We start from the raw sequence: 20,291 nt of genomic DNA on the forward strand, positions 1-20,291 counted from the left end.
ACTGTACGCAATGAAGGAGATGGGCCATGAACAGAACATGGGTGTTGATCCTGAGCTTGGCGGTCGCTGCGGCAGGATGTGATAAAGCTCGCAAAGAAGGAAGCAAGGCCGTAGACACCGGTTTGTCCTCCGTAGCCGAGGGCACCGAGAAGACTGTGCAGCGGTTCAAGGACAAGTTCGACAAGCAGGCGGCGGACTGGCTTAAGCAGACGACCTGGAATGTGGAGCGGGTTTCGCAGACCGGCACAGAGACAGTCGAGGTCCATGCCGTCATTCGCAGTACAGCCGGGGAGAAGATCGACCTGGCGTCGATCCTGTCGCGCGACTTGGTAATGCTCACGTCCTCCGACGGCGTCTCGCACAAAGTCACGACCCCCCGCTCCGGAGAGATCATTATTCAGCCCGGCACGGCGATCCGGCAAAAAATCACCTTCAACGTGGTCGGACAAGGCCCGATGAAGGAACTGACGCTTGTGGGGTGCGCGCCGGTGGCGATTCCGGCGATGACGGCCGCGCCTGCGTCTGCGCCGGCCACCAGGACCAATTAGCATGATCGCGGCCCGGCGCGTCGCTCCGGATGCGACCCAGTGAAGATGCACCCTTGGTGCAAAGAGGGACCATTGAACACTCGCCCCAACGTTCTGTGGCTGATGAGCGACCAGCACAACACGCAGTCGACCGGTTACAGCGGCAACCCCAACGTGCGCACGCCCAACCTCGACCGCCTGGCGGCCCAGAGCGTCAACTTCCGCCGCGCGTACACCGTCAACCCGATCTGCGCCCCGTCGCGGTTGAGCTTCATCACCGGCCAGTACTGCCACACCCACGGGCTCTTCGGCAACATGAACAACTTGTACAGCCGCTCAAACCCTGACACGCTGGCGTGCGTGTTCCGCCGGGCCGGCTATCAGACCGCCATCTTCGGCAAAGCCCACATGGTGCCCCTGTGGGACCGCCAAGGCTTCGAGCACATCCGCTACGACAATCTCGGCGACGTCGCCCCCGGCGACCCGATGTCCTGCGAGTACTTCCGCCAGATTTGTGAATCCGGCGCCGCCGAACTGATGGACCGTGAAATGACTACGCATGGCGAGCCGGCATCGCGGCCGTCATTTCTGTCCTACGAGCAGTCGTGCGAATACTTCACCGGTCAAGAGGCGATCAACTTCCTGGCCGCCCGCGACCGATCACGCCCGTTCTTTGCGCAAGTCAGCTTCCAGCGCCCCCACGGGTGCGACTACGCGGCCGAAGAATACTTCCACATGTACGATCCGAAGGACATCGTCTTGCCCGATAGCGCGGCTGACCTGTTCGTCAACGGTTTTGCCTCCAAGCCCAAGGCGATACGCGAGGCGGTGCTGGCAGGCAGCGGCTATCCGCTGGCCGCCAGCGAGCAGCGCCTCAAGCGGGGCCTGTGCGGCTACTACGCCCTGATCTCGCAGATCGACAACGAGATCGGTCGCGTCATCGCCGCCCTGGAAGCCTCGGGGGAACTCGACAACACGATCATCCTCTACACCGCCGACCACGGCGACTACGCCGGGGAGCACGGGCTGCTGTTCAAGGGACTGAGCCTCTACGAGTCGCTCCACCGCGTGCCGTTCCTGCTGCGCTGGCCGGGCGGACCGGCCGGGACGGTCTGCGACGAGCTGATCGAGACCATCGACTGGTACCCGACGGTATGCGGCCTGTGCGGAGTGGACGTGCCGCCCGGCCGCGAGGGCGTGGACGTGCTGCCCATCGCCGCCGGGCAACGATCGGGCAAAGACGCCGCCTTCTGCGAGTTCTGCGTCACGGGCAAGGTCTCGGCCATTCGCACGCGCCAGTACCGCCTGATCGTCAACGCCGACTGCGGCGCCCACGAGCTGTACGACGTGCAGGCCGACCCGGGCGAGATGTACAACCTCTTCGAAGATCCGCGCCACGCTGCCGCCCGGGCGGACCTGATGGAGCAACTGCTGCTGTTCACCCTCAACTACCGCACCGAAAGCAGCTACGCCACCGACGCCGTGCAGGGGCCCGAACTGTACGAGTCGCCCGCCATAAAAATGCACTTCGGCCGCGCCCGCTGGGCCGATTACGGCAAAACCGCTCCCGCCTGAGAGCGCAGTTAGCTCAGTTACCGGGGGGAGGAAAAGTCGCGGCGGAGGCACTAAATGAAGAAGTAACTCGTTGTGTGAATTACTTCTTCATTTTGGGGCCGCGTACCCCTGCCCAAGGCAAGTATTCATCAAAGCCACACAACGGCTTTGATAAATACTTGGTGCCTCCGCCGCGACTTTTCCTCCATGCCCGAGGAATTCTGTCACGAGTACCCGTGCAGGCCCGACAAATACCGCCCCACGATAAACCAGTTGAAGAGCATCACCGCGCAGCCGACGATGCAGATCCACGCCGTAACGCCCCCGCGAATGCGCGCCGGCGTGATGTACCGCACGTGCAGCGCCAGAACGTACACCAGCGCCGTCAGCAAGGCCCAGGTCTCCTTGGCGTCCCAGCCCCACCAGCGACCCCACGCCACGTCCCCCCACATCGCCCCCAGCACGATCCCCGCGATGATCGTCCAGCACGCCAGTTGCGCCGTCAGCACATTGCAGCCGTCGATCGCCGCAGGCGTTGACGCCCCCGACAGCTGCGAAAGGTCCGCTCCCGCGCTGAGCGGTTCACCCTTGCCCCGGCGCGCCACCACCAGCGCCACCAGGTACGCCACCGAGATCACCAGCGTCATCCCCGCCAGCGCGTGACCGATGATGATCAGCGACACGTGCGCCGCCATCAGCTTCGACGACAGCAGCCCCTGCAGCGCGTGAAGCTCGCCGCCCATGCGGCTGGCCGCCAGCAGCGCCGCGGCCGCATAGAGCGAAGCCGCCATGCCGATGTAGTTGCGCTTCCAGATCCATTCCACCGCCAGGGCGAAAACCGCCCCCAGCAGCGCCGAGGCCACCAGCGCCTCCCACTGCGTCATCATCGGCGGCAGGTACCACGCGCGGCCGGAGATCATCCAACGCAGCATGAAACCGGCCGCCAGGAGCGATGTCGAAAGCGCCAGCACGGTCATGGCCGCGCGGCGGGCCCATCGCCGTCGCGAGGGCGCGGCGATGATGAACAGCACTGTCGCCAAGGCAAAGCCCGCCCAGACAAGCGTGGCTTTGTACGTGCGGTTGTACGCCACTTCGAGCTGACGCAGCGCCTTGGGCGGATGACTCTCGCTCTTGGCGGGCAGGTCAACCGCCAATTCGTGAATGATCGTGTTGACCCCGCCGGCGTTGCGGCCGCGCCAGGCGTCGCGCAGCGACAGGAGGGGCTGGTTGCCCATCATGCCGGGCCCGGCGCCCAAGAGCGTATCCGCGTCGGGCCATTCGCGTGTGGAAGCCGGGATGACGCGCAGTACGCCGGCGGCGATGAACGCCTCGGCCCGGGCGGTGAGGCGGCTGATCTGCACGCGCGTGGCGGGCTGGTCCAGCACCAGTTCGCTCAACGCCCGCACCAGCGGCGACGGCGCATCGCGTGGGGGCAGCGCGGAGACCTGTTCCGGCGTCGCCCGGCCGGACTGAACCAGCAGAGCGCCCACGTCCTGGTTGAGCATCGCGCGCGGCGCCAGGCGATGGGTCGCGCGGAACGCATCGAGGTCCGCGCCTTGAAGGTGCCTCGCGACGAAATCTCGCATGCCCGTCTCGCCCACGTACAGCAGCGGCGCGTCCAGGTACGCCCCGGCGTTGAGGTAAATCTCCAGGTACGCGGCCGCCGGCGGCAGAGCGTTGATATCGGCCGAGCCGCTGATCTGCGCCAACTGCTCGCGCGCCACCGTATCCAGCGGCGCGATGCGCCCCTGATACTGCACGCCCAGAAGCTGCAACTCGCTGGCGTCGATCTGCCTGAGGAACTCACGAGTGGGCGCATCGAAGATGGGCTGGCCAAAGACGGACGGCGCCGTGAGGGTGTGAATCGCAAGCACTGCAACCAGCGGCCATACCCCGCGAGTCTTCGTCCCGAAGGGACGACAGGATCTAGCCGGGGGCGTCAGCCCCCGGTAATCGCCATTAGAGGATCCCGCCCCGAAGGGGCGGAAGGTTGTTGCGGCCGCCGAGAAGCCTGTCGCCCCTTCGGGGCTCTGGTTCATTAATGGCTTGTTCCGGGGGCTCACGCCCCCGGCTATATCCTTACCGCCCCTTCGGGGCGAAGAGTCCTTACCCCATACGGGCTTGCTCGATGGGTTGCTCATGCGCCCTCCTTTCCGGCTCGGCGCATCAGCAGCGGTTTGGCGTAGAACCCGTACAGCAGCCCGGCGCAGATCATCGCGCAGGCGGTCCAGATCAGCCACAGGGCTGGGCGGCTGGCCACGAGGAGGCGGATCGTCGCCACGCGGCCGTCGGGGCCGCTCTGCCAACTGCCCTGGCTGAGCTGATACGCCCCGACCTGCACCGGCTCGTTGAGGCGCAGCGTTTCCTGGCGGCGCAGTCCGCCGGCCGCAATCGTCACCTCGCAAATGTAATCCTGCGGCACGCTGGTGCCCGGGTGCGTGAGGTACTGCGTGGCGGTCACCTGCACCGTCGCGGGCAGGTCGACGCGCCGGCGCGAGAAGTTCAGCCAGATCGTCTTGCCGCCGCCCAGGTCCATCCGCAGAGGCGCGCTGGCGTTTTCAAAGCTCGCAAACGGAAGAAAACTCGTCCGCTCGAATCCGCTGCCGCGGATCGTCACGCGCACCGCCGGAACCGCCGCGGCGGACGCGCCCGCGACGGCCTGGGCATCCCACGTCAGGCTCGCGTGATCGAGCCTCTCCAGCAGCGTCACGCCGACCGTCCGGCCCGCCAGGGGCACGGCAAGCTCGCGTCCGCGATCCAGGTCGCCTTTCCATCGCGACCCGTCGGGGCGCACCACCACCAGCACCGGCGAGACCTGCGGGCCAGACAGCACCATCGCCACGTCGTAGGGCATGCCCGGGCCGCGGTCGCCCGCGGCGGGTTTGGCCAACTGCTCCACCTGCCGAGGATCGGAGTCGGGGTAATAGATCATCGCGTACCCGCGGCCGCCGAACTGCTGATATTCCGGCTCGTCGGGGCAAAGCGTGACTCGCTGGCTGTGGCCCAAATCGTCAATTTGCAGGATCACCGCCGGCGACGCCGCGGGGGAGTCGTTCTGCCATCGCGGGGCAAGCTCCGCCCGCGGCAGAAACAAATCGGCGCTGCCGCTGAAGCCTTCCGGCAGACCGGCCAGCGATGCGTTGAGGCGGCCGGGAACCCCCAGCGGCGTCTGCACCGGCGCCTGGCGCGGGTCGGTCGAGACGAAGATCGCGTAGGTGTCGTTGACGAAGAAGTGATCGATCGCCGACCAGCGCCCCTGGTCGGCCATGGTCAGGCACTCGCCGCTGACGTGGAAGGCGGCGTACCAAGCGGCCGCGCCCATCAGCACGATCACGCCGGCGTGACTGCACCACGCGCCCAGGCGCGCCGGGCGAAATGGAACTCGCAGCGCCGTCGCCAGGATGATGTTGACCGCCAGCGCCGCCGAAAGCGTCAGCAGGGCCCAGTGACCGTAGAGGTCGTTCAGGCGAGGATCGCGCGCCGCTGCGATGGAAACGGCTGAAAGATAAATAATGACCGCCGCCAGCAGCGCGCAGCCCAAGGCGGTGCTCGCCAGCAGGCGGATGACAGGATTTCTCGGCAGGTTCACGTGCGGTTCATTATACCCGGCGCAGCTCGAGTGTCTTTCCCGGATCGACCGCCGCGCGGCGGACCAACGTCGCGCGTCCAAACCGCCGGCCAGGAAAAATGGGGACTGTCCCGCTGTTTGGGACTGTCCCCATTTTTCCGTCAGGCGCGCAGGGGCTTCCGGCCGGCAGCACCAGTTCGATCTGCACCTCATACGGCTCGGCGTTACGATTGGTCAGCGTCGCCGACAACTCCCCGCCGTCGTTGCGGTAGGTCACGTCGAAGCAGCTTTCGCCCAGTCGGCAGTTCTGCCATGAAAACTCCGGCCACGGGCAGAACGGGCGGAAGTTCACGCGGCGGGCGGGGCGGTCGGCCCGCAGGCCCAGGATGTTGTGGATGAACAGGCAGGCCAAGACGCCGCCCGCCCAGGCGCATTTCATCGCCGCCGCGGCGCGCTGGGGCGCGTTGGGGTCGGTCGCGCCGGCCAGGTATGGCCACCACCAGATCGAGCCGTCCAGGTCCGTCAGACGGCGGATGCGCAGAAGCTGGCGGGCCAGTTCCGCCTCGTCTGCCGCCGAGGCCAGCGCCGTCATCCACGCCGGGAAGGTCGCGCCGTAATGCTTATCGTCAGTCCACCACACGCCGTCCATCTCCGGCCAGTAGAGCGGGTTTTCGGCCGTCAGCGCCAAGCTCGCGTGGGTCAGCAGCGCCGGTTCGTCTGTCTCGCAGAAACCGTAGAAGGGCGCCAGCGTGGTGTCGGTCTCTTCGCCGTCGTGGCCGGCCACGAATGTGCCCTCGGCGTTGGCGCCTTCAAAGAACCGCCGCCCGTGTGGGCTTTCGCCTGCGCAGCGTTCAAGGATGGCCGCTTTAAGCTGCTCAGCGTTTGCGGCCCATGCGGCCGCCAGATCGGGCACGTTGTACACTTCGTCCGCCAGGCGCGACATTTCGGCGAAGGCTTTCCAGATCACGACGTTGCTGCCGGTGTGCCAGTCGCCGCGGGCGTCGCCGTCGGAGATGTATAGTGCGGGAAAGAGCATCTCCTCTCCGCGGCGGCTGGCGTGAATCTGCTCGAACATTTTCATCGCCCCGGCCAGCAGGTCGGCCTGGCCGGCGAAGAAGCTCGTGTCGCCGGTGTTGCGGTAATACTCGCCAGCCAGCAGGTACGCCGCCAGGGCGTTGCAGGGTGAGTGTGTCGCCGGCGAGGCGTCAGCCCATCGCGCCAGGCCGCGCCCGAACGCCTGAGGCGGCGGGCCCCACTGGTTGAACCACGCTGCCGCCCCGGCGCAGAGCTGCGGGTGCAGCATGCCCATCGGCAGCATCGCGTGGTAGATGTCCTTGATCCAGATGAACTTGTTCTCCCACGAGGCCGGCCCGCAGAAGCGGCTGCCCCAGAAGCTCCCCCCGAATCGCCCGTCGGGCAGGTGCAGCTCCGACTGGCGGCAAAGCTCCGATGCCCGCACCAGGCTCTCAGCCCAGTACGGCTCGCTCGGGATCGCAAGCGTCCCCAGCCGCCGCGCGTGATACGCCAGCGTGTCGTTAAGCCAATCCACCGCCGCCCGCCCCGCCACGCGCGATTGAATCGCCCGCGTCTCATCCGCATCGGCCCCGATCGCGCAGACAAAGGCCAAGCACTGCACCGCCCCGCCAGCCAGTGAAAACGCCGCTTGCGCCGTCGTAGCACAGGCATCTTCCGTAGCACGGGCATCTTGCCCGTGAGTAGCATGGGCGTCCCGCCCATGCTCCCGTTGTGTGGCATGGGCGTCCCGCCCATGCTCTTGCCGTGTGGCATGGGCGTCTCGCCCATGCTCTTGCTGTTGTCTTTCCACGGGCAAGATGCCCGTGGAACTCACGGGCGAGACGCCCGTGCTACTGAGCCGGCCCGTCAAGGTCTCACTGCCCTCGTTGCGGATCTCCACCGCCAGCACGATCGCCCGCGGCGAAAGCTCCGGCCGCTCGACGTCCACCGGCGCAAAAGCCAACACGCGAATCCGCAGGCCGCCAACGCGGTACGTGAACATCGGCAGCAGATTCGCAACGAGGTCCGCCTGCACACCAGGCAGTTCATGAAGCGCTGCCGCCGGCGCGCCGTCAATCTCGATTTCCAGCGGCCACGGCCCCCCCGCCGTGATCTCCTTGGTGACATACGCCCCGCGAAAGGCCCCGCCCAGCTCCCCCGCCGCCAGCGACTGCACTACGCACGCGTGCCGCGCCAGCCCGCCAGCCGTAAACGAGCAGAGAATCTGATTGTTCGACACGTCGAAGGTGAGGTTCTCGATCTCGCGCGACGCGCTATATAAGGTATGCGGATCGCGAGCCCCCGCCGGCCCCACGCCGAAGAACGCGCTGCAGGGGGAATCCATGGCGGCCGAGAGAGTCGCAAAGGATTGCTGTGTTGCCATCTTGGTGTTCCGTTTAGTGGGGCTTCGTTGCCGTCGAACAACATCCAGGGCGGCGTCGCTGCCGCCGCACTCCAGGGGGCCTTGCCGCAATCACGCGCCGCGGCGCTTCGCTGATGGACTCTTTCGCCCCGGCGAAGTAGAATGAGATTCTACCGGGGCGTAGCTCAGCTTGGTAGAGCGCCAGGTTTGGGACCTGGAAGTCGCTGGTTCAAGTCCAGTCGCCCCGATTTTTCGCCGTAGGCGAAAAATAGAGCGGAGAGGGGAGAAAGTAGAAAGTAGAAGAAGCAAGAGAGCTCGCCGCCAGAACGCAACTCAACTGGCAAAGGTGCTCTCCGCGGTCTCCTCTCTACTTTCTCCTTTCAATTTTTGGGCGGTACAAGATCGAGGAGAGCAACAATGGCATTCGCCTTCGAGAAACTGCTCGTCTACCAGAAAGCCGTTGCGTTTGCCGACAGGATTCTCGAACTCACCGGCACGTTCGCCAGAGGGTTCTTCTTCCTGGCCGATCAACTCAACCGGGCATCGACCTCAATCGCCACCAATATCGCCGAAGGCAACGGCCGCTTCACCAAGGCCGACCGCAAACACTTCTTCGGAATCTCCCGCGGCTCGACCCAGGAGTGCGTCCCGCTGCTGGAACTGGCCAAGCGGCGCAATCTGCTGACAATCGAGACGCACGAGTCGCTCAAAGCCAACCTTGAAGAAATTGCCAAAATGCTCTCAGGCCTCATCAACCGTGAACAGAATGGAGAGGGGAGATAGTAGAAAGTTGAACGCGAAAACAGCAGCGGGGTCGTCGGGGAGGTTGTTCGGGGGGGCGGCCGGAACAGCCGCACATTCAGGAGCGTAAGCCACAATCAGGCCCAGATCGTGCTCCGCAGAAAGAGGGCCGCGCGGTGAAGCAAGGACGCCAACGCCCAGAATGGTCGCACGGGCGGCTGGAGCGGTTTGCTGCACGGCAAGCGCCAGGGAGACTACTTCTAGTCCCTCAACCCCGACTCGCGGCGCCCCATTGGGGCTGGCACAATCTTGTGACACAAGATCGATTAAATAGGTGAAGTAATTCCCAGTAATACCCCCTGAAGGCTGCTTTCCATTCGCCCCGCTACGGTCGTGAAAAGTTCTAACCTTGTCCTGTCGCCCCGATTTTTTCATTTCAGCGTTCGTGATGTTAGTGTCGTTCGCGGCTATTCCACCAGTTCCCGAATGAACGCCGCCAAGCCTTTTTCGGCGACGCGGTCGGCTTCGGCGATCAATAGCGGCGAGCCGTTGGGCATGGCTACGCCAAGGCCCACTTTGCGGATGAGTTCCAGGTCGTTCACGTCGTCGCCTACGGCGGCGATCTGGCCGGGGCCAATCCGGTAGGCCTGGGCTACGTACTGCACGCCGGTGAACTTGCTCACGCCGGCGGCGAAGCTTTCGACGATCGTCACGCCGTAGTTGGGGGCCACGATCGCGTGGACGGTCAGGCGGCCGTGGAACTGCTCGCGCAGGCGCTCGCTGACGGCCGCCGCATCGGTCGATTCGACGACGGCTGAAATCCGCAGCGGGTCGGGCATTTCCGGGGCCTCGGCGATGCGTTCGACGCGATGCACCTTCACGTTCATCTTGCTGAACCAGAGTCGGTGGGCCTCGTCGCCGCGGCCATGCTCGGCCACGATGTACTCCACGCCGCAGCGCCACACGTCGAGGATAGCCATGGCGGAGTAGCCCGCATCGCCCAGGGCGTCGGAGAACTCGACGGCTACTGCTCGGGGGATGGGCTGCTGCCAGAGCGTGCGGCCGCTGTGGGCCTCGGACACCAGCGCCCCGCCGATGAGGACCATGGGCTCGAAGGGGGCCTTGAGGTTGAGCTGCCTCCAGACGCCGACGGTCTCGACGTAGCTGCGCCCCGTAGCCAGCACGATGCGGATGCCCGCGGCCTCGGCCGCGCCGACGGCCTCGATGACATCCGGCGGCACGATGCTGTCGCGGCCGACGAGGGTGCCGTCGACGTCGAGGGCGAGGAGTTTGTATTTGGGCGCCAAGCTCATTGTCCGCCGTCGGGGACACGCACAACGGAGTTGTGCGTGCCACCCTCTTTACTCGACCTTTAACCCGTAGAACGCCAGGATAGGCAGCATGCGCGGTTGGTCGTGCGGGACGGTCGGGGGGTTCATGCCGAAGCCGCCATGCACGACTGCCTTGTCGGCGAGCTTGCGGGCGAGCTTGAGGCGGATCGTATCGCGCTTGATGTACGCCACGCCTTCGACCGGCACGTCGCCCTGGGCGTCTTCGACGACGAAGGGCTTGATGCTCCCGCGGCCGTCGACGGTCGTCAGTTGCCCGGTGACGTTGGCGAAGCGGATGTCGACGGCCTTGCCGGCTTGGGCCTTGCGTGCGGAGGCGGGCTCGGGCGCCTGCCAGGCGACGGGCTTGCCGTAGACAGCGCCGAGCGCCGTGGCGGCGGCGCGCTGGGCCATCAGCAAGTTGCCGTGCGCGGAATTATGAATACCGTCAGAGAGCGGCTGATCGAGCGTGGGCACGACGGTCACGCCGGCGAGCTGCTTGGGCACCACGCGCTGCGTTTCGCGGATGATGGACCAGCCGCGGTCGGCTTCGTCCTGCGGGTCGGCGATCACGCAGTTGAGCTGGATCGTCAGCACGTGCAGGTCGGGGTTCTTCAGGGCTTTTCGCCAGGCCTTGACGGCCGCAATGAACCGCTTGCCGTAGGTCTTGCACGTGGTCGGCCCGGCGTCGGAGCAGCCCTGGTACCACAGCACGCCGCGGGCGCCGCCGGTAGCCGCAGCCGCCTGGACCATGATGTCGTACAGGCCGCTGTCGCCCGGCTCCGTCGGGTTCCACATCGACAGCGGGCTGCCGCCCAGCGAGACCTGGATCAGCCCGATGGGGTAGCCCAAGGTGCGGCTGACGATCTTCGCCCACGCCATCCACGGACCGTGCTGCGGGTAGCCTTCGCGGTTGACCATGTGGGCGGTGTCGGTGGTTTCGTTGGCCGGCTGCGTACAGAGGCTCCATCGCATGGCGTTGTTGAACACGTGTACGCCAAGCTGCGGCGGGTCATAGACCGGCTCGCGGCCGTAACCGGCGGAGTTGCTCTGCCCGGCGATGATCCACAGATCGCCGACGCCGATGAAGTGTCGGCAGTCGCCCATGAATCCGCCCCAGGCGTTGTAGTCGTGCAGGCGCGTCTCGAGGCGGTAGAGCCCGCCGGCGGGAATGTTCTTGAGCACGGCAGTCCACGTGCCATTTTTCTTGAGGGCGGCGTCTTGCCAGTCGAGCTCGGCCGTGACGGCAGCGCCGGTGTCTTCGCTAACCAGGCGCACCTGGGCGGTGAACTTTTTCCAGGCGGGCCATTGGCCAAATCCCCATCGGCCGGCCAGGCGGATCTCGCCGCGGCCTGTCTTGTCCTGCTGGAAGATCTGCCAATCGCTGGCGCCGCTGCTGATGGTGGTGCCGAGCACCGCTGCCTCTTTGGCCATGGAAAAGCTCCTGTGTGGGCAAATAGAGAAGCAGACACATTACGGGGTTTATACGATAGTTCAAGGGAAAACATGCTGCCGGAAAAGCAGAAACCGACGACGAGGACGAGGACGACGACGAGGACGATAAGACATCTTGCTGGTCATTATCCAGCCGGATATAAGCTAACTCGCAAGGAAGGATGATTATGTACTGTTCGTTCAACCGCTGGGCCGCTGGCAAGACTCGATGCTTGACGATGAGCTATGACGACGGCGTGACTGCCGACCGGCGGCTGGTGGAGATTTTCAACCGTCACGGCATTCGCGGGAGTTTTCATCTTAACGGCGGGCTGCTGGGGCGGCAGGGATATCTGGCGCCGGAGGAGGTGGCGGGGCTTTACACCGGGCATGAGATTTCCGCGCACGGGTACACACACCCCTTGCTGTCGCGGCTGCCGGAATCAGTGCTCGCCCAGCAGATGATCGACGACCGCCGCAGCCTGGAAGCCCTGGCCGGGTACCCCGTGCGCGGGATGAGCTATCCCTACGGCGACTACAGCCCGCGGGTCATCGAGTTGCTGCCGTCGCTGGGGATCGAGTACGCCCGCACGGTGGCCGCCCACGGCGGGTTCCACATCCCTGAGAACCTGCTGGCCTGGCACCCGACGTGCCACCACGGCGACGCCCGCCTGAGCGATCTGACGAAGCGATTCGTCGAATCCCAGCCGGGCATGCTGCAGACGCTGTTCTACGTCTGGGGCCACAGCTACGAGTTCAACAACGCCGACAACTGGGACCTGATCGAGAACTTCTGCAAGAGCGTCGCCGGCGACAGCCATACCTGGTACGCCACGAACATCGAAGTGGCCGACTACCTCAACGCCCAGCGCGCCCTGCGGGCCACGGCCGACGGCAAGCGCCTGTTCAATCCCTCGGCGGTTTCGGTGTGGGTTGACGTGGGCGGACAAGCCGTCGAGGTGGCGCCGGGGAAGGTCACGCCGCTGACGGATTGACCGGATGCGACCGCCGGCGTGCTCAGATCGACACCAGCCCGCGGTTGATGGCGTGGCGGATGAGCTCGGCGATGCTCTCGACGTCGCACTTGCGGTAGATGTTGTAGCGGTGATTCTCGACGGTCTTGGGGCTGATCTGGAGATTGCGCCCGATCTCTTTGCTGCTCTGCCCTTCGCAGAGAAGCTGCACGATCTCGATCTCGCGGTGCGAAAGCTCGACGCCTCGCCGGGCAGGCGCTCGGCCGCCGCGGCCGACCCCGTTGCTGATATCCCTGGCCAGAAGCTGCGAGGCGTCGGCGGTGAGATACGGTTGCCCTTTGGCGGCCTGGAGGATGGCGTGGGTGAGTTCGGCCGGATCGGCGTCGAGGCTGACGAAGCCTTTGGCTCCGACGCGCAGAGCGCCCTGGACCTGTCCGCTGGCGATTCGGTCGCTGGCGACGACCAAGGGAAGGTCGCCCACCTTGCTCATCAGGTCCTTCATGCACTGGAACGACTGGAACGGTCCCGAGCCCGACAGCAGCAGCACGACCACGTCGTTGTCGCTCCGGTCGCGCCCGGCCATATCCGCCGCCAGGGCCGCTTCGTCATGGTACACGCCGCAGACGGCCAGCCCCGCCTGCTGGAGCAGCACCGAGATCGCCTCTCGCACCATCCGCGTGCCCCCCGCCAGCCGCACCGCCTGGGCGGGTTGCGAGGGTACAGACCCGAATGCTGTTGATTCTGGTTTGGTCATGCAGACTTACTTGAAGCGACGGCAGAAAAACCGATCTGAACGCCTGGCAACTAGTGGGAATTATAACGCTGTCCCACGCACCGAACAGGCCGCAAATAAAAAAAGGTTCATGCGCGGGATGGACTAACATGAGAAAGCGACGGCCGATCCTGCCGGGACCGGCCGTCGCTCAAAGAACTCCCAAGAAGGCCGCCGGCTTACGCCCGGCGTCTCCGGAGTAGCGATCCGACGGCGCCAACCGCCAGCAGCGCCATCGTCGCCGGCTCGGGAATCTCAGGTCCACTTCCCGGCTCGGGGCCATTCAACTGGACGTTGTCGAGCCAGAGGCCCGCCAGCGAGGTATTCTGGGCCAGGTCGTAAAGCCGGATCGTGACCAGGCTCTGGGTCGGGACAATCGTCCCGCCGAACTGCTGATAGGCGGTTGTCAGGGTCGTGGTGGTGACGTCATACAGATCGCCCTTCAGTGTCAGGTCGCTGAAGAATCCGGCATTGCCCGTCACGTCACCGTTGAACACGTCGGCGCGGATGTCGCGCTTGTTGCCGTTGTAGCACGCGTCGAACTTGAAATCATACGACTCGCCGGCAGCGACCGAGACGACCTGGTAAATGTAGGCCCCGGTCGCGTAGTTGCCTGCCATCAGGATGGCATACCAGTCGTCGCCGTCGCTGTCACGAGCTGCGTTAAGTTCAGTTCGCATGGACAGCGGGTCGACCGCCCAGGTCTGCCAGTTGGGCGGAAAGGTGCCGTCGGAAACGAAGCCTCCACCGACGACGACGTTGACGATGTCGGCCGGCGCCGGCGTCGCACAAAGAGCGCCCAAGGCCAAAGCAACCGTGAAAACCACAGAGACTTTCATAGCTAATCTCCTTCATTTGCGGCAGCGCCCGGCGCCTCTATTTCGTCGGTCGATGCCCGGAATACTCCAGTCCTCTTTTACGAAGCCGCGCCTGCTCCCAACGCGGCGGTACTGATTATACCACTTTTCACCCCCTTGACGATTCCGTTAGTGGAGATTATAAAGTCCAAATATGGCAAGACCTTTCACGCCGGCGGCACGAGGCACGCGGCGGGCGATGATCGCTGTCGGACCTCACAAGGACCTGCGATTCCTGCAGGGGGTGGCCGCCTTCGCGCGCCAGAAGGGCTACCTCGTCAACCCGCTGCCCTGGGCGATGGGCTTCTTTGACGAAGGCACCGTCGGCCAGTCCGACGGCATTATCGGGGTGTTCGGCCCCTTCCACCATGACGCCCTGGCGGCGGTGCAGCGATACGGCCTGCCGCTGGTGAGCCTGGGCGGCGTCCCGCAAGACGCGAACATTCCCGCCGCCTGTCCGGACTACCGTGCCGTGGGGCGACTGGCGGCCGATCACCTCATCGAGTGCGGCTACCGCCATCTGCTGGTGTATCGCGAGAATGACCAGATGGTCGCCGGGGCTCTTGCGGCGGCCTCGGCGGCGGGGATCGAGGCGCAGGTCTGCGCGCCGCTGGGCTCGCAAGGCCTGGTCGAGGCGCGAGAGGCCGCCGGCGGAGCGGTGGGCGTGGTGGCCGTGCCCGACGCGGTGGGCGCGCTGACGATCCAGCGGGCGCTGGCGGCGGGCCTGGCGGTTCCGGAGAGCGTTGGAGTCGTCGGCGCCGGCAATGTCACCACCCTTTGCGAGCTGGGCGCCGTACCGCTGACGAGCGTCGAGGCGGACCATTTCCAGGTTGGCTTCGAGGCCGGGCGGCTGATGGACAAGCTTCTCCGGGGCGTGCGCGTGCCCCGCGGGCCGGTCATTGTGCCGCCGCAAGGCGTCGTCCGCCGCCGCAGCACCGACTCTGTGATGCTCTGCCGCCCCGAGGTCGCCGCGGCTGTAGCGTATATCCGCGAGCACTTCCAACGCGCGCTGACGCCGCAGGAAGTGGCCCGATCGGCCGGTCTGTGCCGCCGCCGCCTCGACCAGGTCTTCCTGCGCGAAATCGGAAGGACCGTCGCCGACGAGATCACCGCCCGGCGCGTGCGGGCGGCCGCCGACATGCTCGCCCAATCCTCCGAGGCGGTGGGCCAGATCGCCCGGCGGTGCGGATTCATCGAGTCGCGCGCCCTGTGGCGCAGCTTCAAGCGGACCATGGCCTGCACCCCCGAACAATATCGTGCCGCCCACATCCGCGCGTGAATGGCATTTCGCCGCTACGTCGCGATACTACTTACGAATCAGCATCATGCTCGTGACGCCGACGACGACGGCGAAATAATATTGCATCACGCCCCCGCCGCAGATACTGTCCCTGTGCCTTCTTACTAAGCCCTGAGCGGGCGCAGGTAGCCCTATGGACGATCAAACATGTGACGCAGGCGTAAAGAGCAGGCTCTCGGTGGCGCTGGCGATGGCGGCCGCGGCGATACTGGCGGCGCTGCTGGGGATGATGATCCTCTTCCACATTCGCCAGGGCGAATCGTTCAACTTCACCAGGGAAGACGGCCTGGTCGAATGGGGCACCGTCGCGTCCTTCATGCTCTGTGCGCTGCTGGCCATTCCGGCGGCCATGTGGATGGGACAGCTCGCCCGGCGCCAGCGGGTCTTCCTGATCGTGTTCGCGATCCTGTGCATCGTGGCCGCGGGCGAGGAACTTTCCTGGGGGCAGCGATTCTTCGGGTTCGCCCCGCCCAAGTCGATGGAATCGCGCAGCGGTTCCAATGTCCGCTTCGGGCACAACGACGTGACGGTCCACAACCTCACCTTCGAGATCGGCCCGATGCAGTTCTCCATCGGCAGCGTCCTGTTCAAACTGCCCCTGGTGCTGGGGTCGGCGTTTCATGGAATCCTCCTGCCGCTGGCGCTGCGGAAGGGCAAACCCTGGGCCCGGCGCTTCGTGGACAAGCTGGGCCTCTTCGTCCCCTCGTTGCCGCTGGGCAGCGTGCTGTTCATTGGAGTGGCGGTGTTGTACTTCGTCCGCCGCCTCTTCCCGCATTCCGAGGTCGGCGAGTGCCGCGAGTTCTACGCCCCCACCCTCTACCTGCTGATCCTGATCGAATGGCTCTGCTCGCGCCCCAGGGCGCAGGCCCTGGCCCCGCAGGGTCAGCCGGCGCTTTCCTGATTGGACGCCCCCGCCGGGGCGATCACGCGGCGATCTGCCGGCGCCTGCAATCCCGCAGGCCCCTACGCGGGTTCAAGAAGAGATGACCCACCCTCATCTACATCGCGCCTTGGCCGCGGCGCTGCTGGCGGCGCTGGCGTTTGAGGCGCCGGCGACCGGTCAGGACTGCGTACCGCAGAACTGGGCGGCGGTAAACATCGCCTGGGCGCCGACGTGGGATGAAACCCTCGCGGCCAACTCCGACGCGGTCCTGAGCAAACAGATCGCCGCCGATCCGGCGCTGCACGGGGTCGGCCACAAGGCACTGGAGCTGCGGAAGATCGCCCTGCTCAAGGCGATGGTTCAGCGGTTCGCGACCGACAAGGAAAAGCACGTCGCGGCGTATCTTCAGATGGCCGGCGGCAGCGAGGGCGAGTTGCGCGAGTTCTGCCTGCAGCAGATCGTGCGGGATTTTCCCGCCGGCGGCCCGCTGAGGGCGCAGGCATACGCCGCCCTGATTGCCCAGCCCTTCAAAGACAGCATCCGCCGCCCTTGGGCGCTGCAGTGGCAGGCGATGCCCGGGCGCGTGCTGGAGTTGAACGCCCGCGGAGGCATCGCCGACGGCGACCCGGTCGTGACAGCCGCGCTGGCCCAGCAGAGCGATTTGATCGGCTCGCAGATGCGCTACGATCTGGCGGGGGACTTTTTCGCCCACGCGTCGCGCCTGTCGCGCACAACTCCCCAGGCCGCCGCGGCAGCGGGCGAACTGCTGGCTTTTCTCGGACATGGCAAACTCGCCGGCGACTGGTTCGACAAAGCCAAAGACAACCGCGCCAACGTCCTGTCGATCCAGGTCAGCCGCGGAATCCTGGCGGGGCTGCCTCGCGATGTCGATCTGCAGATGCGATGGGAAGCGCTCAGCCGCAGCGCGGGCGAGGATTTCGACGCCGAAGATTTGAGCAATCTGCTCGAGCTGGCCGGACGCTCGCAGGCGACGGTGGCCCGCAGCGAGTCCCACTACCTGGCCTTCTGGCGGGCGGTCGACCTGCAATTGCTCACCCGCGGCGGACCGCTGGCCTCGCTGCGCAAAACCCAGGATGCCGCCGCACGCAACATCGCTGCCGAACTGGAACGCGAGGACGCCCGCGATGAACTGATCGCCCTCTTCCGCCGATGCCCATGGTCTGCCGCCGTACACCAGGCAATGGCCGCCACGGCCGAACGCGCCCTGCGCAGCGGACGCTACCCCTGGGCCGCCGCCACCTTCGCCGACGTCGCCGCCCACGCGGCCGACGGCGATCTGCGGCGATGGGCGAGCGTGGGACTATGGACGGCCGTCGCCGCCCAAGGCGACGCCGAGGCCCTCGAAGCCGCCATGACCGGCGTGCCTGCGGGCGACCGCTTTCCGTGGCGAGGCGAACAGACGCCCCTCGCGCAGATCAAGAAAGAACTGCTGGCCGGATGCCGCGACGGCCGCCCTTCATCTCCCGACCCCTCAAGAGCGCTTTCTCGCCTGCCGCGTCGTCGCGTGGCGCTGCCTTCGGCGCCGGCGGCATGGAACGGCGGACAGGAGGCGTGGGACCTGGCCGCGCACGCGCCCTGGCCGGCGGCGTGGGTTGCCTCGCGCGGCGGGCAGACCGTCGCCGCCACCGGCGAGGGCGTTACCCTCTTTGAGGCAGACGGATCCGTCCGGTGGACTCGTTCGATTCCCCCCACCGAGCACCCGCCCGTGGAAGAGGAGCCCGCCATAACGCATCCGGGACGGTTCGGGCCCATTCAGCAGCGCAGGGCCGTGACGGCATCCTCCTCGGCGGGCGCAGCCGCGGCCAACGGCGTGATCTGCTGCCTGATGAATCAGACATTGCCGCAGTCGCTGGCGGGGCTCGATGCCGCCGACGGGCGCGTGCTGTGGTCGAGCGCCGCACTCGACCAGTGGAAGGGCTTGCGCGTCCTGAGCCACCCGGCGATATTCGACGGGCGCGCGTACGTCCTGGCGGCCTCCGCCGAGGCCCAGCCGATGCTCTCGCTGGTCTGCGCCGAGTCGGCCGACGGACGCGTCGTCTGGCGGCGGGCGATCGGACGCGCCGTCGATGTCCCGGTCGAGTTGGCCCGCGCCTCGGGCGAGGTCACAATCAGCCGCGGCGCCGTCTATTGCGTCACCCACACCGGCAGCATTGCCTGCTGCGACGTGCGCGACGGCTCGCTCAACTGGATTCGCGGGTACGCCGGCGCCGTGCAGCAGGCGCGCCCCGCGGTGCAGTTCTCGCGATGCGGGAGCGGGCCCATCGTCGCGGGCACGACGCTTCTGGCCGCCCCACGCGACCATACCGGACTGCTCGCGCTGGACTGCCGCAGCGGCGATGTGCTCTGGGAAACGCCCATGACTCCCTCGGACCAGATCCTCGCCGTCGTTGACGGGCTGCTGATCACGATGGCCCCGCGATGGCTGGCGGCCGTGGATATCGCCCATGGAAGCGTCAAGTGGCGTCGGGGCTTCGAGCGGGATATTGACGCCGCAACCGTGCGCGACGGCGAGGTGCTCGTCGCCGCCGGCGCGGCGCTGTGCCGCATCGACGCCGGCACGGACAAGACCGCCGAAGAGGAAACTTTGGCCTCGCCCGCGGCGCAGCGCCTGTTCCTTCGCGACGCAACCCTGCTGGAGATTGTCGCCCCGGCGTTCACCGCCGCGGCGCCCGCCGCCGCAGCCCAAACGCCGCCCAAGCTCTCGCTGCCGTTGGCGCGGGCGTGGTCGGCCGCGGCGCCCCAGACGACGCTCATCGTGCCGGCCCCGGGGCAACCGCAAGACCGCTTCTACCTCCTCAGCGGCCGACGGCTCGCCTGCCTCAGCGCCGAGCCCCCTGCCGCCCCGGCGGTGGTGCAGATCCTCTGGCAATGCATCCTGCCCGCCGCCGCCCAGCGCGGATGCCTCGCCGAGGGCAAACTCCTCCTTGCCGGCGGCGCGGATGTGGCAGCCGTCGACGCCACATCGGGAAAAGTGCTCTGGAGCGTCTCGCTGCCGTTCTGGACCGAGCACCTCGATGCCGGCGGCGCGGTGGCGGTAGCGGCCTCGGCGGGCGGAGCGTGGGAGCCGTGGGCAGCCGCGATCGACATGGCCACGGGTCGCGTGCTTTGGACGCGCTGTCTGGGCCAGTCGATCCGCGTGGGCAATCAGGTCGTGCAGGCGGTGGCTGTCGGCGCCGGCGGCGACATCAATATCTACACCAGCGCGTTCTTCGGCGGCACCGGCGGCGCCGTACCGGCCCAGGTCGTGCTCGGCGCCGGCGGGACCCTGAAAGAGATCCGCCGCATCCTGCCGCAGGAAAAGGCCTGGCCCAGGCACATGAATTTGTTCGGCGGGGCCATCTGCTATGTTGACGCAGCCGCGACGGCGCGCGAGGGAACGCTCGCCGAACAGAAGCCGCTCTCGCCGTGGCAGCGGTCGCTGGAGACGTCGCGGTTCTACAAGACGCCGGTGGACCTGCTGATCAAGACCGCCCCCGGCGGGTCATTCGCCACGTGCATGGAAAAGGTGTACGCCTTCGAACGCTCCAGCGGCAAGGAGACGCTCTACGAGCTGCCTGCCGGTCCGATACGATGGAACTGCGTCGTCGTCGAAGCGGCCCACTGCAGCGACGTGACCGCCGTGGCGTCGTTTCTGCACGGGCGGTATCTTCGCAAGAACGATCGCTCGCCCGAGGACCGCTGGGCGATGTTCTCGCAGTCCAAGCCCGCCCTTTTCATCGACCTGTTCGACCGCGCGAGCGGCCGCCACTTGGGTCGGCAGGAGCTGCCCGGCGTGACCTTCGACGAGGAAACCACGCAGGTCAAGATTCTCAACCGCATGATCGTCGTCGCCGACGCCCGGAGCGTGCAAGTCTTCACCGGCAAACCATAGGCGCTGCTCTGAAATAATTGCGGAATCCCAGATGGGTGGCATGGCGACACACGTTTCTATTTCTCGTGGGTCGCCATGATGCTT

At 66.4% G+C, this 20,291-nt stretch carries 14 protein-coding genes and 1 tRNA gene; 8 read left to right on the forward strand and 7 right to left on the reverse strand.

The annotated features are described in order from the left end of the window. Positions 1–26 precede the first annotated feature (26 nt). On the forward strand, positions 27–548 hold the full coding sequence (locus ABFD92_07280) for a hypothetical protein (GenBank protein MEN6504324.1): 522 nt from the start codon (positions 27–29) through the stop codon (positions 546–548). Positions 549–620: 72 nt separating this feature from the next. Next, a complete protein-coding gene (locus ABFD92_07285; GenBank protein MEN6504325.1) occupies positions 621–2,102 on the forward strand; it encodes a sulfatase-like hydrolase/transferase in 1,482 nt (493 codons plus the stop codon). A 203-nt stretch (positions 2,103–2,305) separates the two neighbouring features. Here ABFD92_07285 and ccsA read toward each other — a convergent pair whose 3' ends face one another. The 3 genes from ccsA to ABFD92_07300 all read right to left on the reverse strand — a co-directional run bounded on the left by ccsA (position 2,306) and on the right by ABFD92_07300 (position 8,047). Further along, positions 2,306–4,120, reverse strand: coding sequence for a cytochrome c biogenesis protein CcsA (gene ccsA, locus ABFD92_07290; GenBank protein MEN6504326.1), 1,815 nt, complete (start codon positions 4,118–4,120; stop codon positions 2,306–2,308). Positions 4,121–4,218: 98 nt separating this feature from the next. Then, positions 4,219–5,670, reverse strand: a complete 1,452-nt coding sequence (locus ABFD92_07295) for a hypothetical protein (protein ID MEN6504327.1) — start codon at positions 5,668–5,670, stop codon at positions 4,219–4,221. A 10-nt stretch (positions 5,671–5,680) separates the two neighbouring features. Then, positions 5,681–8,047 carry a hypothetical protein gene (locus tag ABFD92_07300; GenBank protein ID MEN6504328.1) on the reverse strand — a complete coding sequence of 789 codons (2,367 nt, stop codon included), beginning with the start codon at positions 8,045–8,047 and terminating at the stop codon, positions 5,681–5,683. Positions 8,048–8,200: 153 nt separating this feature from the next. Here ABFD92_07300 and ABFD92_07305 point away from each other — a divergent pair. Both ABFD92_07305 and ABFD92_07310 read left to right on the forward strand, forming a co-directional pair. Next, positions 8,201–8,274: transfer RNA gene (locus ABFD92_07305), tRNA-Pro, on the forward strand. Between the two features lie 169 nt (positions 8,275–8,443). Then, entirely contained in the window at positions 8,444–8,809 is a 366-nt protein-coding gene (locus ABFD92_07310; GenBank protein MEN6504329.1) for a four helix bundle protein, read from the forward strand. Positions 8,810–9,234: 425 nt separating this feature from the next. Here the strand turns inward: ABFD92_07310 and ABFD92_07315 are convergent, their stop codons facing one another. Further along, positions 9,235–10,074, reverse strand: a complete 840-nt coding sequence (locus ABFD92_07315) for an HAD family hydrolase (protein ID MEN6504330.1) — start codon at positions 10,072–10,074, stop codon at positions 9,235–9,237. A gap of 54 nt (positions 10,075–10,128) precedes the next feature. Next, complete coding sequence (locus ABFD92_07320; protein MEN6504331.1) at positions 10,129–11,529, reverse strand: sialate O-acetylesterase; 1,401 nt, start codon at positions 11,527–11,529, stop codon at positions 10,129–10,131. Between the two features lie 182 nt (positions 11,530–11,711). On the opposite strand from ABFD92_07320, the gene ABFD92_07325 reads away from it, so the two are divergent. Next, entirely contained in the window at positions 11,712–12,524 is an 813-nt protein-coding gene (locus ABFD92_07325) for a polysaccharide deacetylase family protein (GenBank protein ID MEN6504332.1), read from the forward strand. A 22-nt stretch (positions 12,525–12,546) separates the two neighbouring features. Here the strand turns inward: ABFD92_07325 and ABFD92_07330 are convergent, their stop codons facing one another. Together ABFD92_07330 and ABFD92_07335 are read right to left on the reverse strand one after the other, a co-directional pair. Beyond that, positions 12,547–13,257, reverse strand: a complete 711-nt coding sequence (locus ABFD92_07330) for a response regulator transcription factor (protein ID MEN6504333.1) — start codon at positions 13,255–13,257, stop codon at positions 12,547–12,549. Between the two features lie 197 nt (positions 13,258–13,454). After that, complete coding sequence (locus tag ABFD92_07335) at positions 13,455–14,114, reverse strand: PEP-CTERM sorting domain-containing protein (GenBank protein MEN6504334.1); 660 nt, start codon at positions 14,112–14,114, stop codon at positions 13,455–13,457. 172 nt (positions 14,115–14,286) lie between these two features. Between ABFD92_07335 and ABFD92_07340 the strand changes: the two genes are divergently transcribed. From ABFD92_07340 to ABFD92_07350, 3 genes are all read left to right on the forward strand, one after another. After that, positions 14,287–15,411: a substrate-binding domain-containing protein gene (locus ABFD92_07340; GenBank protein MEN6504335.1), complete on the forward strand. Its 1,125-nt coding sequence runs from the start codon at positions 14,287–14,289 to the stop codon at positions 15,409–15,411. A 154-nt stretch (positions 15,412–15,565) separates the two neighbouring features. After that, positions 15,566–16,333, forward strand: coding sequence for a hypothetical protein (locus tag ABFD92_07345; protein ID MEN6504336.1), 768 nt, complete (start codon positions 15,566–15,568; stop codon positions 16,331–16,333). 82 nt (positions 16,334–16,415) lie between these two features. Further along, the gene (locus ABFD92_07350) at positions 16,416–20,207 is read left to right on the forward strand and encodes a PQQ-binding-like beta-propeller repeat protein (GenBank protein ID MEN6504337.1); all 3,792 of its coding nucleotides are present in this window, start codon (positions 16,416–16,418) and stop codon (positions 20,205–20,207) included. The last annotated feature ends 84 nt before the right edge of the window (positions 20,208–20,291 follow it).

Source organism: Planctomycetaceae bacterium (genome assembly GCA_039680605.1).
Classification (GTDB): domain Bacteria; phylum Planctomycetota; class Phycisphaerae; order SM23-33; family SM23-33; genus JAJFUU01.

Bases quoted from the DNA above. Each gene is read 5' to 3' on its own strand.
- ccsA (MEN6504326.1), bottom strand. From the start codon at position 4,120: ATGAACCAGAGCCCCGAAGGGGCGACAGGCTTCTCGGCGGCCGCAACA.
- ABFD92_07325 (MEN6504332.1), top strand. From the start codon at position 11,712: ATGATTATGTACTGTTCGTTCAACCGCTGGGCCGCTGGCAAGACTCGA.
- ABFD92_07350 (MEN6504337.1), top strand. From the start codon at position 16,416: ATGACCCACCCTCATCTACATCGCGCCTTGGCCGCGGCGCTGCTGGCG.
- ABFD92_07280 (MEN6504324.1), top strand. From the start codon at position 27: ATGAACAGAACATGGGTGTTGATCCTGAGCTTGGCGGTCGCTGCGGCA.
- ABFD92_07310 (MEN6504329.1), top strand. From the start codon at position 8,444: ATGGCATTCGCCTTCGAGAAACTGCTCGTCTACCAGAAAGCCGTTGCG.
- ABFD92_07345 (MEN6504336.1), top strand. From the start codon at position 15,566: ATGGACGATCAAACATGTGACGCAGGCGTAAAGAGCAGGCTCTCGGTG.
- ABFD92_07320 (MEN6504331.1), bottom strand. From the start codon at position 11,529: ATGGCCAAAGAGGCAGCGGTGCTCGGCACCACCATCAGCAGCGGCGCC.
- ABFD92_07330 (MEN6504333.1), bottom strand. From the start codon at position 13,257: ATGACCAAACCAGAATCAACAGCATTCGGGTCTGTACCCTCGCAACCC.
- ABFD92_07335 (MEN6504334.1), bottom strand. From the start codon at position 14,114: ATGAAAGTCTCTGTGGTTTTCACGGTTGCTTTGGCCTTGGGCGCTCTT.
- ABFD92_07300 (MEN6504328.1), bottom strand. From the start codon at position 8,047: ATGGCAACACAGCAATCCTTTGCGACTCTCTCGGCCGCCATGGATTCC.
- ABFD92_07340 (MEN6504335.1), top strand. From the start codon at position 14,287: ATGGCAAGACCTTTCACGCCGGCGGCACGAGGCACGCGGCGGGCGATG.